Raw genomic sequence first — 13,300 nt, 5'->3', positions numbered from 1 at the left:
AAACCCGAGAAAATATAGGAGAAGAAATGTTTACCCCAAAGACAACGGTATATGCACACTGCGATCTTCCGTGCGGAATCTACGATCCCGCGCAGGCCAAGATTGAGGCTCAATCTGTGAAGGCTTGCATGCAGAAGTACGCAGCCAGCACTGACCCAGATTTCAAGGCTCGCGCGGTTGCCATCAAAGAAGAGCGCTCAAATATGGTCAAAGAGCACCTCTGGGTTCTCTGGACTGACTACTTCAAGCCAAATCACTTTGAGGCATACCCACAACTTCATGTCCTCTTCAACGACGCAACCAAATTGGCCGGTGCTGCTGGTACCAAAGGCACCAACGATGTTGAAGTAGCAGATAAGTTGCTTGGAAAGATCGACGAGATCGCGGAGATCTTCTGGGCAACCAAAAAATAACCGGACCATTTTAAAACTACGGTCCCAGAGTTTTTTACGATCTAACCGATTGAGCAAGGACTTATGACGTAGATGGCAAGTTCCCGATGATGGATTGAGCGGCGGTTCGTGCGAGGAATGAAACTCGCTCGAGCACCGCTCTTTTCATTTTTGCTTGCGCAATGAGTCGGTCACCATCGTATATCTCACATTCAAAATGAATATCACGTCCAACGATTTCTGTGCACTTGGCAGTTGCACGAATAGACGCACCTACCCCCACTGCTTCGATTACCTCAAGATCAAAATGTGTCAATCGAGTCGTTTCGCCAATCTCCAAAAAATCTGCAATGCCAGTCAAAGCCGCGCTCTCCAAAACATTGACCAGATGAGAAGTTGCAACTATCGGCAAATCTCCAATGCCGATAGCTACTGCGCAATCTCCCGGACGGACGAGCATGGTTGAAAAACCAACGCTACCGATCATCTCGCCCCCGCGATTCATATTCTAGATTTCGCGGGGGAAGCGAAACTCCTGGGTACTTTCGATCGTTATTTCATGATGTTCAATTTGACCAAAATCATCCACTTGAATCGATATTTCAGTGCGCCGAAATTCTGTAATGAGATCAAGACCAGGGTGATTCAATGCCTCGATCTGCAATGCAATTCTGTCGCGAAGATCTGGCGGAGCTTCCTCTAAGCACGAGCGAGTGAGCACATCGTGAAGCAGTTGGTGCATCCGTCGTTCGTGTTCCATCTCTGCACGACATGGGGGGCATTCTTCAAAGTGGTGTTCGATCGTATGAATCTTTTCTCGCTCTTTAATTTCACCGTCAAGGAGAAGGGTCACTTCCCTCAGTACCTCACTGCAAGGAGTCTCGTGCATTCCGCCACAACTCATGACTCCACCTCTTTGGCATTTACAGTGCCATACCCACGCTCTTTCGCGTAATCAGCCAGTAGGAATCTCAACGCCTTGCGACCGCGGTGCAGGCGCGACATGACGGTGCCGGTAGGCACACCGACTATCTCCGCAATCTCTTTGTAGGCAAAGCCCTCAACATCGGCTAAATACACAGCAATTCTAAATTCTTCAGGAATCTCCTGAAGCGCGTGTTTGATGTCGCTGTCAGGCATATTTTCAAGAGCAGTAATTTCAGCAGACTTCCCTTGATCGCTTGTATGCGATGCGGATTCGGCCAACTGCCAATCTTCAATCTCAGTGTTGGCAATCATCGGCTGGCGTTGCGCCTTCCGGTACGAGTTAATAAAAGTCGTTGTTAGAACTCGGTAGAGCCAGGCTTTGAGATTGGTGCCCGGCTCAAATTGGTGGAAGGAGGTAAAAGCCTTCAGGTAAGTGTCTTGGACCAAGTCCTTCGCATCATGCGGATTCTTGGTGTACCGAAGGGCAGCAGAGTAGAGCTGGTCGGTAAATGCCAGGGCATCACGTTCGAACCGAAGGGTGCGCTCTTCGGTGCTCTCTTTTACCAGATCGGTGGATGTCATCGTCATCAAGGCTACCCCTAGAAGAGGGTCTCCGGCTCGCCGAGAATGATGAGCTCTATCAATTGAGTACCATCATGTGCGGCCGAATTAACGAGAGTAGAGAGCGCATATCCATTGGAGAGCATGCAATGCATGTTACGGAATTGGCGCATCAAGTCTGCGTGCGAGAACGGTAGGCTCAAGGTATGTCTTTAGCCGGTGGCAAATCGACCAGCGCAGCAGATAGCGCACATGCGCTCTGGCCCGCGCCATTTCGGGGAAAAAGGCCGATTCACTCCACGGTCGTGATTCCTGGCTCCAAATCGGTCACCAACCGCGCCCTCATTCTTGCCTCGCTAGCCGAATCCCCCTCGATTCTGCGTCGTCTCCTCATCTCGCGCGATACAACGCTGATGAAAAACGGGTTGATCGCAATGGGGATTGGAATTGAAGATGTTCACGTCAACGGCGAGCATCAATGGCACATCTCCCCTAACGCTCTCCAGGGTCCGGCTGTGATTGATGTAGGTAATGCCGGAACGGTGATGCGCTTTCTACCTCCGGTTGCCGCACTTGCCAATGGAGAGATTTCATTCGATGGAGACTTGCGCTCCCACGAGCGCCCACTCGCTCCCGTCATTAGAGCACTCGAAGAACTCGGTGTCGTGGTTGAACATCAACAACGCTACTCACTTCCGATGGTTGTTCATGGAACTGGCGAACTACGGGGTGGGGAAATCGATATTGATGCATCCGCCTCGAGCCAGTTCTTATCGGCGCTACTTCTCATTGGTCCCGCCACTCTGAAGGGAATCTCCGCACGCCACATTGGATCATCTCTTCCCTCGATGCCACACATTGAAATGACTGTGGCGATGTTGCGAGATTTTGGTGCGGAAGTCGACGTCGATCAGCAACGAAATACCTGGCGCGTTCACCCAGCACGATTGCGCGGAATGGATTTGGTGATCGAACCTGATCTCTCAAATGCAGCGCCATTCCTATCTATTGCCATGGTCTGTGGTGGAACCATCACGATTTCAGATTGGCCGGTCAGCACTACTCAACCAGGGGATCAACTCAAGGAAATTCTCACCGATATGGGCGCACTCGTCGCTGTCAATGAATCGGGACTCACCCTGCGGGGCGATGGCGAAATTCATGGCATTGATATCGACCTGCATGATGTTGGCGAACTAACGCCAGCAATCGCAGCACTGGCAGCATTGGCAGACTCGCCTTCTCATTTACGGGGCATTGGTCACTTACGACTTCATGAAACTGACCGCCTGGCAGCACTCACTCGAGAAATTAACGCCCTCGGTGGCAGTGTCACTGAGGAAGCCACTTCGCTTCATATTGCACCGGCGCCATTGCACGGAGGAATCTTCCACACATACGATGATCACCGCCTAGCAACTGCAGGGGCGGTTCTGGGCTTGGCTACTCCAGGAATTGAGATTGAAAATGTCGCTACTACTGCAAAAACATTGCCAAAATTTCCCGCTCTCTGGTCCAGCCTGATCGCGTAGCTGGAGTTCGATGGCCAAACGCAAATTTGACGAGTCGGATGTAAGAATCCGACCAAGTCGGAGTAGTCGACCACGAAGTAAAGACCGACCCTCACATGCAGATGCGATCCACGCCCTTGTGACCACAGTTGACCGCGGCAGAACCACGTGTATTACAGATGAAGGCATAATCCTCACGGCAATGACGGCCCGCGAATTAGGTCCAAAGTCAGTCGTTGTTGGCGACCAAGTCGGAATCGTTGGAGACACTAGCGGTGCGCCGGGTTCGCTTGCACGCATCGTCACCGTGAAGGAGCGGAAAAATTCACTAAGCAGGACAGTGGATGACCAGGCAAAGGTCGAGAGAGTAATTGTTGCCAACATTGATCAACTCATCATTGTTGTTGCCGCAACCAACCCAGAACCGCGACGAGGTCTGATTGATCGCTTCCTGGTGAGCGCCTTCAATGAGGGAATCAAACCCATCATTCTTGTTACGAAAATTGATCTTGGCGCCCCTCCTGAATTTCTAGATGACTATCGCAATCTCAACATTGAAGTCATCACTACTTTCAAAGGTGGTGACCTGACCCATATCAAGAAGATAATTCACGGCAAAACTTCTGTACTCGTTGGACATTCAGGCGTTGGCAAATCAACTCTGATTAATGCCCTCCTTCCTCACGCCGAAAGAGTGATCGGTGAGGTAAATGAGGTGACTGGTCGAGGTCGTCACACTTCTTCGAGTGCCATTGCGCTCCCGCTGTCATCCCATTTGGCCTTGAGTGATGGGTGGATCATCGACACCCCGGGAATACGTGCCTTTGGATTGGCGCATATCGACCCCAATCGGATCATCGCCTCCTTCGCGGATCTGCGCGAAGTGATCGCCAATTGCATGCCCAACTGCTCGCATAACGAGGAGAGCTGTGCGCTCACCAGATGGGTAGCACCCAATGGAATCGCGATCCCTGAGCGGCGAGCCCGCATTGAAAGCCTGCGCAACCTGTTAGACATTAAGTCTGAGACCAATCTGGAGATATAAACGCAGATATGGCCAGACAAATGACCATGTATGACCATGAACATACCTTCCGGCAAGACGTTGGAGTAGCGCTGATTTTTGCCTGGGCTAGGCTGTGCACAATATGAGTACGCATAAATACACACGTCAAGAAGACCTGACTCTTGCCCTGCGGATTGCGGACGCCGCAGATCTGATCACCGCTTCTCGATATCAGTCTTTGGACCTCGTCATCACGACCAAGCCCGATAACACCCCCGTCACCGACGCTGATAAGGCGACTGAAGAGGCAATAAGGAACATCTTGAAGTCGCAACGCCCCCAGGACGGACTTGTCGGAGAAGAGTTTGGCGAAACCAAGAGCACGGGATCTCGCTACTGGGTGATTGACCCCATTGACGGGACCAAAAACTTTATGCGCGCCGTTCCAAGTTGGGCGACATTGATCGCACTCGTCGAAGACGGTGAGGTAGTTGTCGGTGTTGCGAGTGCTCCCGCACTCTGTAGGCGTTGGTATGCCGCAGAAGGACTGGGCGCCCATGTGATCTTCAACAGAACAGCACCTCGAAAAATCTCGGTTTCGAAAGTTTCTGACGTTAAAGATGCATCTGTTGTGTACTCCGACTTTGCGGGATGGGGTGAGCGCAGACCCGCATTTGACAACCTCATTAATCAAGCATGGCGCACCCGCGGATTCGGGGATTTCTGGTCCCACATGCTCGTCGCAGAAGGTTCTGCTGATGTCGCTGCAGAGCCAGTGCTAGCACTCTGGGATATGGCCGCCTTGGACATCATCGTCCGTGAAGCAGGGGGGAAATTCACCTCAGTAAGTGGAAAGCCTGGACCGCACCATGGAAGTGCGCTCTCGACAAACGGGCTCCTCCATCAAAGCATCCTCGATCAACTAAATTCGCATAGAGAATGAATCATATGAGTGACGTAAACAGAACAGCCCTCGAGCCCATGACTCTGCGTCTGGAGGGAATGACGTGTTCGTCCTGTGTCGCAACTGTGGAGCGAGCCCTCAATGCAATTCCCGGAGTAAGCGCCAGCGTCAATTTTGCCTCGGAGACTGCGCACATCATGGCTCCTGCAGAAATGGATTCCAAGGAACTCATTAAGGCGATTAAGTCGGCTGGATACTCCGCCGAAGAAATTGCGGACAATAGCCAGATTGCTCTGCACAGTAAAAAGTCAGCGTGGGCATTGATTTTGGCAGCCCTCTTCACCATACCCGTTCTCGCGATTTCCATGACAATGAGCTGGCACCCCGCGATTGACCGTTTCATACTTGCCCAACTCGACACTTTCCATCTTGCTTACCCAAAGTACTCACCCACTTCTTGGCTTGTCATTGCTTTAAGTACACCAGTGGTCCTCCTCATTGCCTGGCCAATTCATCGCGCAGGAATTCGAAATATCAAGCACCCCACGATGGATACTCTTATTACGCTCGGTTCTATGACCGCTTTTGGCTGGTCTATCTATGCAAATATTTCTGGGGTCGGCGATGTTTACGCCGAGGTTTCAGCCACGATCATTCTTTTTGTTATTGCCGGTCGATTCCTGGAATCGCGCGCAAAGAGGCGTGCCAGTAGTGCTTTGTCCGCGCTTCTGGCACTCGGAGCCAAAGAAGTCTCTATCCGTCGCAATGACAAAATCGTCAAAATTCCGATTGATCAGCTTGTTGTGGGTGATGAATTTCTGGCAAAACCTGGGGAGAGAATCGCCACGGACGGCATTGTCGTCTCGGGAATGAGTTCGGTCGACAACTCTCTGCTAACTGGTGAATCCAAGCCAATCGATATTGATCGCGGAGATTTCGTCATCGGGTCAGCACTTAATCGCAATGGACGCCTTGTCATCCGAGCGACGCGAGTTGGATCGGACACAGAATTGGCGCGCATCACTTCAATGGTCGTGAGCGCGCAGGGTACTAAGGCGCCCATCCAGCGGATGGCCGATCGAATCAGTGCGGTCTTCGTCCCAGTTGTTACCTTGCTTGCGCTGGGTACTTTCTTTGCCTGGCACTTAACAGATCATTCTCTGACCGAGTCAATCTCATCCGCCATCGCCGTTCTCGTCATTGCCTGCCCATGCGCGTTGGGATTAGCAACCCCCGTCGCACTATTAGTGGCCTCGGGTCGAGGTGCGCAACGGGGCATCGTTATCCGTGAACCGCGCGTTCTTGAGGTGGCTCGAAAAATCGACTCGGTTATTTTGGATAAGACTGGAACGCTAACAAGTGGGCAAATGTCAGTAATCTGGAGCGTCGTAGTGCCTACTGCCGGCAAAGCATTAGGTCCTAAGTTCGCGCCTTATCTCAATAAGTCTGACATCCTTTCCACTGCCTACTCAATTGAGAACGAGAGCGACCACCCAGTGGCTAGCGCAATCGCAGAGTCCATCAAGGTCCAGGGAATCGAAAAACGTCCTGTCACAAGTTTCGAAAGTACGCCAGGATCCGGGTCGGCAGGAAGAGTGATACTTGGCTCCCTCTCTCCGGCTGTCATTATCGGCTCTCCGCAAGCAGTCGCTTTTAGCGCCATTCCATTTGATCCAGAAATTCAACTTGCCATTGATGATGCAGAGGAAGACGGACTAACAGTCTCAGTCCTGGCATGGGATGGAGTTGCCCTCGCGGTCTTTGCAGTAGGGGACGAGATCAAGCCCGATGCGCAGCGAACTATTTTCAATTTGAAAGAGCATGGCGTTGATCCATGGCTGGTCACGGGCGACAACGAACGAGTCGCGATGTCGGTGGCCGAAAAAGTTGGCATCGCTCCTGATCACGTGATCTTCGGCGCGCTCCCCCAGGACAAAGTCGAGCACGTGAAGAAATTACAAGCTCAAGGTCGGCGTGTTCTGATGGTTGGTGATGGCGTCAACGACGCCGCCGCCCTTGTGACATCGGATCTAAGTATTGCGATGGGAACGGGCACAGATACCGCCATTGCTACCTCAGATATCGTTGTGATGCGCCGAGATCTGGCAAGCATCATTGATGCTCTCAATTTATCTACGAAGACCCTCCGAGTGATACGCGGAAACCTCGGTTGGGCATTCCTCTACAACATCATTGGAATACCGATTGCAGCTTTGGGTGCGCTTCAACCTATGTACGCCGCAGGCGCGATGGCTTTCTCCAGTCTTTTCGTCGTTACCAATTCGCTCCGTATTAAGTAGTCGTCACGTCACTGTCTAGTACTTCACTAGATAAGTCTTCAATGTAACTGGTTCGACGTAGTAAGCCTGCTTCTTGCTGCCGTTCTGCCAATATATATTTGCATACGGACTACTGGTCTTAAGGGATCTCTTGCCGATATAGATACTCCAGCCATATGCGCTGATTGTTTCGTTTCTTGTTCGATCAATGAATTTCTGAACCACATCACTTAACGTCATTTTCCATGTGAGGAACAAGTTGGCCGGACCCTTCTTCTCTTGCGCCGCACTCTCCGGACGTGGATAAACATCAAAGACCCAGCCGCCTTCTTTCTTTATGTCGGCTATGGTCTTATTCGTAAATGTCGTGCCGCTCGATGCAACTTTCTTCACGCTATACAAAAGTCTGGGAATTCCTGCGTCGGTCTTATTCTGGCTATCCATATAGACAACTTGTTCGGCCTTTGCCGAAACCGAGTAGAGAACGATCATCCATGACGAATAGATATTTAGAGTACATAGGGCGTCAAAATTCTTTCCCGAACGATCATCCATCCGCACACTCGAGATATTTGCGTCCTTGCGCCAATCCTTCTTTGCCTGAGTGAGAAACGATGCAAAATACTTTCCAATGTTTATTGAGTCCAGGCTTCTATCGGCCATGCACGTCTTGGCAGAGTCGGCGGCGGAACTACTCGCCACAAATGGGCTCAGTGAAGAAAGAACGAGACTGAGTGCGACCATAAGTGGGACTAAAAATAGAGCGGAAGATCTTCCCGATGAGAGCACATGACTTCTACGAATGTTTTTCATATCCCGCTACCTTAACTGTGTGGCTTAACCTGTTCCACGTCTTCCAAACGCGCTCCCCCAACAGTCACTCCCTGTCACGCAATGAAACAAGGCGATCACACTTCACCCATTTTGGCACTTTTCCAGAAGGTCACATAGTTATCCCTCGGGGTGATCTCAACGACATTGCCTCTCGCGAAGACCAAGAATGGGAGCAAAACGCCGCGAAAAAGGCCCCCGCCTGAGGCGAGAACCTTGATTCGGTACATGGTAGCGGGGGCAGGATGACCTCAGGCCTCCAATCTCATTCGGCGCCAGGCGAAGGGCTCCTCAAGAGGTCAAACTGGATGCCGTTGGAGACGTTGGCAGGGCATGGAAAAATAACCTAGTACCTCAGACAACTTTCCATCTCTCTGAATTGGGGAGAACAACCATTGCCCAAGCCCCAATATCTGGAATGTCAATTTCCAGATAGTCGCTTCCATCGTCCCTAATATCAAGATGTTGAGGCCATGGTGATTGTTCCGGATCCACGAGATACGGCGAATCCACTCCAAGAGTTTTGAGCATTCTGAGTCGCAATCCCTTAACGTCTGGAATCGGGTTCTTTCTGCGATCCCAATCCGTTTCCTCTTGTCCTATGAGGTTAATTAGGTGGACTACCAATCCCAAGTCTGTGCTAACAACTCTAACCCAAACCGCGTCCGGCTCAGGATCAGTTACGAGCGCCTGGCCTCCTTGAGTCGCGAAGATCAAATCTTCATTTATCCCGCCCGTGTACGACCGCGTGACGTCTATGGCTTCAGGTGCTAGCAAAAGATCCCCGTATCTGACGTGAAAGTCATACCAATTCCTCATCATTTCAATTGTAGACTCGTCCGCTTTGTGATTCTTTGGGTAGTAAGGATCAACTAGCACGACGTCATCCTCTCCATTGAGCAGATGAGTGCCGCCATGGGAAAAAATGGTTGCCATTACAAGTCGGGCTGCATCATCGGCCTCGGAAACTGGAGCCTTTGAATAAACGGAAAGATATGCAGCGAGAATCGGTGGGAAGCCCGGCCTGCAGGCGCGAGCACGGTCAATTAACAGTCCAAGGTGCCGAAGAGCCGTATGCGGAGCCCATACTTCAATATAGGTAGCGTCTTGGTCCGTTTGCGTGGTGGACCACGTAGGAAAGTCATTTACGTTATTGAACATAAAGGAGGAGTCGGGCACATTTCTCCTTATTCTTGCGAGCAAATTCGAAAAGGCGTGGTTGAGATCGCAGATCGTTCCATCGGACCTGAATGCCTTCTTTGGCCAGCCATATGAATCCAAATGGAATCCATCAAAACCGACTTCTTGCATAGAATGACTGAGATCACTCGTGAAGTGTTCCATCCACTTCTCATTTGATGGATCTACTACAAGCAAGAGGTCATCTGTGAATCGATGCGGTTGACCGTCAGTCTTAAAGAGCCCGGCGTCCTTCCACTGATCCCACTCTGTTCCACCTACGGCATACACCGCGGCGTATCCCATGGACTTGCTTCCAACATTAGCTAAGGCGCTGGTCATACCTCTCACAGTTGCAAGCGAAAGTTCTCGATTTAGAGGGTCTAAATACTTGTCCGTATCAGGTACCAATTGAGCATACTTAAAAGCCCAGTCATAGAATTGGATCATATTCAGATGCAGTTTTCTCGCGGTTCTCGCGAGCAGTTCGGGGCTGCGACCTTCGCTGAATTCAGCGACAAAACCGTAGCGCGGTCTCTCAAATGGAGTATTCAATACATCAATTGATGTACTCCCGACGCACCTCGTTTTATCAGATGGATCAAGTACCTTGACGCCGTATCCGCCAAATTTCTGTGAGTCGAACACAACTTTATGGTCCGCACTCACTCGTTCCGAAATCAAGGTGTCCAAGTGCCAAAGTTGCACGAGATACTTTCCGTCCTCCTCGCTATGGGAAAGTTTCAACTCGATTCCAATTGGATCGCTAGGCAAATACGAGGCCTTTAACGGTATTAGGTTCACTAGCGCTCTCCCTCTGACATTATTAGGTACATTGCGTGCGACCAAAGTAATGGCGTCGCGACTGACCCCCAACGCCTTACCCAAGGGTCGATCATCGTTGGTTCTTGAGTACCCGCGCTACTCTGCTCAGGCAGTTCCAGATTTTGTGTAGCTTTCTCAATCATCCATTTTCTTGAATGTTCAAACTCACTGGAGTTATTTGCTAGGCGGTCATACCAACCAAGCCAACTGGTCAATAAGAACCACTCTCCGCCACCAAAGTAAGTATCACCAAGATACCTATAAGTCCCACCAGTAGAACCCCGCAGACTAGATCTAATCTCTTCAACGGTCTTCACAAATGCCGGGTCGTCAAGTTCGACCACTCGGAATGGAAGAGCTAACCAGAGCAAACTTGAATCCACGCGATCATCGTTAAGTCCCTTGCAGAATCTTCCGTTCCTGATGAATTTTTTGAACAAGGTGTCACGTACCTCTTGTGCTTCGCGCAGATACTTGTCTTCATTCAGCAAATAACCAGCGCTTTCTAATCCGGCTGCAACAGCCGCAATTGTGGATGCGTGTTGACCATCACCCAATTCTTCCCAGCAATCGTAACAATCAGTCTTCCACGCAGCGGCAAGATATCTCGCAATTAGATCGACGACTTCCCTATTGAAGTCGGTTGTTCCGAGGATTTGGTGATGTCTCCTTAGTTCGTCAAGCCAAACGCCGTAACCGTCAAGTTGGTAGTTTGGCCAAGCAACATTCTCTACTTCGCCGAACTTCTCCAATACGCCATCAAGCGTGTAGCGAGTAGGGAGCATTTCGCTCATGGCCGGAGTCTCACCATTATTGAGTCGAGCTATTAACAATTCCGCAGTTGGTATCTGTCTAGTTAACGTATTTTCAACCCAGCGATGAAATTTGGTGGCGGATTCTGTGTTGCCAACCAGATCCATTGCTTTCGCACAGTATGCGCCGTCCCTCAACCATGAAAAGCGATAACTTGCAAAATTGGGAGAAGCTACAAATGCCCCACTTGGTGACTGACCTTCAAGCAAGACTTGGACACTACGCACTCCAAGACCTCCATCATTCAAACTTGAGGGGTCTAAATACTTATGAAACATCATTATCCTTTCAAGGCTTCGCCGGAAAGACCGCGAATGAACTGTCGTTGGAATATGGCGAAAACTAGAATTACCGGAATGATCGCAATTGTTGATGCAGCAAATACCAACCCCCAGTTTGTTAGATGTTGTCCTTGAAATAAGGAAATAGCGATGGGAAGCGTCCTATTGTCGGGATTGTTGATAATTATTAGAGCCCACACATACTCATCCCAGCAGGCCAGAAAAGTAAAAATAGCAACTGTTGCTAGAGCCGGACGAGACAGTGGCAAAATCAGTTTCCAGTAACGCCGGAAAGGCCCCGCCCCGTCCATGATCATGGCTTCCTCTAAAGCCCACGGTATTTCTTCAAAGAATCCCCGAAGAAGAAAAGTATTGAACGCCAACGTTGTTGCTACGTAAAACACGATGAGCCCTAAGAGTGAGTCAAGTAGATGTAGTTGATTGGCTAATAGGTATTGGGGTATCAAAAGCATCATCCCAGGCACCATCAACCCAATTAAGAGAATCCAAAACATAACGTTTTGGCCTTTGAAGCTGAACCTGGCAAATGCGTAGGCCATCATCGACGAAAGAAGAGCAGATAGGGCTGTGGCGACGACTGAGACAAACACTGAATTCGCAAAATAGTGACCGAAGTTATTTGAAGTCCACGCTTCTGTGTAATTACTAGTGGTCGGATGCTCCGGGATAAATTGGGGGGGCATCTCGAAAAGATAGAGTTGTGGTTTAAAAGATGTTGCAAAGAGGTACAGGAAAGGGACAATCATCACGGCAGATCCAGCGATGAGAATTGCATAGCGCGTAGTGAGCGTCGCTCTTCTCTTCCTTCTGCTTCCAACTATCATCGAATGATCCTCGCTACTCCGCCTCTAAAGAAGCGCATTTGAGCAAAGGAAATAGCAAAAACGATCATGGCGAGTGTGAAAGCGAGTGCCGAGCCATAGCCGAAGTCGAGGAAAAGAAACGCTTGGTGGTACATGTAACTGAGAACGACTTCTGTCTCTTGCTGTGGTCCGCCCCCGGTCATAATGAATGCCGAGGTGAAAACGTTAAGACTGCCTATCACCAGCATTATGGTTACAAATCCAAGAGTTAAGCGAATAGAAGGGAGCGTGACACTTCTAAATGATCGCCATGAACCTGCACCATCAATTGCGGCTGCCTCGGTCAACTCCACGGGGACGCTCAAGAGTGCTGCAAGGAAGATCAGCATGGACCACCCGACGCCTTTCCAAACACCTAGCAGGCCTATTGTGATCATTGAAGGCCAGCGCGTATCAAGCCAGCCAATATCATGCGAGGTGATGTGCAGCCCGTTGTACAATACCCAGTTAACGAAACCGTAATCTGTACTGAAGAGAAATTTGAAAAGTAAAGAAACGACAACCCAACTAGTCACCACTGGGAGGTAGAAAAGCGCCCTAAAAAGACCTCTGCCTGGGAACTTTTGAGCCAATAGAAGAGCAATCGCAAGACCAATCATAATTTGCAAGGGCACGGTAAATATCATGTAAAAGAAGGCGTTTTCTAACGCCCGCCAAAAAACCGGGTCATGAAACTCTCGGACATACTGTTGTAGCCCTACAAATTGATTTGGATTCCCTGGCATCACATTCCACTCGTACAAGCTAATCTGGAACGCTCTGAACATTGGGTAAATGATTGTTAACAAGAAAAGTAGAAACCCAGGAGCTAGAAATAGGTAGGGGCTTATCCCAGCCTTGGTCAACCTAGGTTTTTGATGAACAACATTGGTCAGCACCGAGGTGCTGACCAATGTTGATTTCACCT

Annotated in this window: 13 protein-coding genes; 5 read left to right on the top strand and 8 right to left on the bottom strand. The window is 50.1% G+C overall.

The window, feature by feature from the left end; genetic code table 11:
* Window positions 1–26: 26 nt before the first annotated feature.
* Window positions 27–413 (top strand): superoxide dismutase, Ni, encoded by a 387-nt coding sequence (sodN, locus tag VMW30_10275; protein ID HUW88738.1) that lies wholly within the window; start codon window positions 27–29, stop codon window positions 411–413.
* 61 nt (window positions 414–474) lie between these two features.
* Here the strand turns inward: sodN and VMW30_10270 are convergent, their stop codons facing one another.
* From VMW30_10270 to VMW30_10260, 3 genes are read right to left on the bottom strand one after another with little or no spacing between them, the layout of a single operon-like run.
* Window positions 475–897 (bottom strand): hypothetical protein, encoded by a 423-nt coding sequence (locus VMW30_10270; GenBank protein ID HUW88737.1) that lies wholly within the window; start codon window positions 895–897, stop codon window positions 475–477.
* 3 nt (window positions 898–900) lie between these two features.
* On the bottom strand, window positions 901–1,296 hold the full coding sequence (locus tag VMW30_10265; protein ID HUW88736.1) for a zf-HC2 domain-containing protein: 396 nt from the start codon (window positions 1,294–1,296) through the stop codon (window positions 901–903).
* A complete protein-coding gene (locus VMW30_10260) occupies window positions 1,293–1,901 on the bottom strand; it encodes a sigma-70 family RNA polymerase sigma factor (protein ID HUW88735.1) in 609 nt (202 codons plus the stop codon). Before VMW30_10260 ends, VMW30_10265 begins: the two co-directional genes overlap by 4 nt.
* Before the next feature lie 185 nt (window positions 1,902–2,086).
* Here VMW30_10260 and aroA point away from each other — a divergent pair, with 185 nt between their 5' ends.
* From aroA to VMW30_10240, 4 genes are all read left to right on the top strand, one after another.
* Window positions 2,087–3,412, top strand: a complete 1,326-nt coding sequence (gene aroA / locus VMW30_10255) for a 3-phosphoshikimate 1-carboxyvinyltransferase (GenBank protein ID HUW88734.1) — start codon at window positions 2,087–2,089, stop codon at window positions 3,410–3,412.
* A 10-nt stretch (window positions 3,413–3,422) separates the two neighbouring features.
* Window positions 3,423–4,436 (top strand): ribosome small subunit-dependent GTPase A, encoded by a 1,014-nt coding sequence (gene rsgA, locus VMW30_10250; protein HUW88733.1) that lies wholly within the window; start codon window positions 3,423–3,425, stop codon window positions 4,434–4,436.
* 103 nt (window positions 4,437–4,539) lie between these two features.
* Window positions 4,540–5,340: an inositol monophosphatase family protein gene (locus VMW30_10245; GenBank protein ID HUW88732.1), complete on the top strand. Its 801-nt coding sequence runs from the start codon at window positions 4,540–4,542 to the stop codon at window positions 5,338–5,340.
* Between the two features lie 5 nt (window positions 5,341–5,345).
* The gene (locus VMW30_10240) at window positions 5,346–7,601 is read left to right on the top strand and encodes a heavy metal translocating P-type ATPase (protein HUW88731.1); all 2,256 of its coding nucleotides are present in this window, start codon (window positions 5,346–5,348) and stop codon (window positions 7,599–7,601) included.
* A 15-nt stretch (window positions 7,602–7,616) separates the two neighbouring features.
* Here VMW30_10240 and VMW30_10235 read toward each other — a convergent pair whose 3' ends face one another.
* The 5 genes from VMW30_10235 to VMW30_10215 form a co-directional block, all read right to left on the bottom strand.
* Window positions 7,617–8,393 carry a hypothetical protein gene (locus VMW30_10235; protein HUW88730.1) on the bottom strand — a complete coding sequence of 259 codons (777 nt, stop codon included), beginning with the start codon at window positions 8,391–8,393 and terminating at the stop codon, window positions 7,617–7,619.
* 372 nt (window positions 8,394–8,765) lie between these two features.
* A complete protein-coding gene (locus VMW30_10230; GenBank protein ID HUW88729.1) occupies window positions 8,766–10,394 on the bottom strand; it encodes a glycoside hydrolase family 66 protein in 1,629 nt (542 codons plus the stop codon).
* Window positions 10,394–11,509: a glycoside hydrolase family 15 protein gene (locus tag VMW30_10225; GenBank protein HUW88728.1), complete on the bottom strand. Its 1,116-nt coding sequence runs from the start codon at window positions 11,507–11,509 to the stop codon at window positions 10,394–10,396. The genes VMW30_10230 and VMW30_10225 overlap by 1 nt, the downstream gene beginning before the upstream one ends.
* Complete coding sequence (locus tag VMW30_10220; GenBank protein HUW88727.1) at window positions 11,509–12,354, bottom strand: carbohydrate ABC transporter permease; 846 nt, start codon at window positions 12,352–12,354, stop codon at window positions 11,509–11,511. The genes VMW30_10225 and VMW30_10220 overlap by 1 nt, the downstream gene beginning before the upstream one ends.
* On the bottom strand, window positions 12,351–13,298 hold the full coding sequence (locus VMW30_10215; protein ID HUW88726.1) for a sugar ABC transporter permease: 948 nt from the start codon (window positions 13,296–13,298) through the stop codon (window positions 12,351–12,353). The genes VMW30_10220 and VMW30_10215 overlap by 4 nt, the downstream gene beginning before the upstream one ends.
* Window positions 13,299–13,300: the final 2 nt, after the last annotated feature.

Source organism: Candidatus Paceibacterota bacterium, from assembly GCA_035530615.1.
Lineage (GTDB): Bacteria > Actinomycetota > Actinomycetes > Nanopelagicales > Nanopelagicaceae > QYPT01.
The sequence above is the reverse complement of the archived record's forward strand: the minus strand, read 5'-3'. Positions and strand labels throughout refer to the sequence as shown.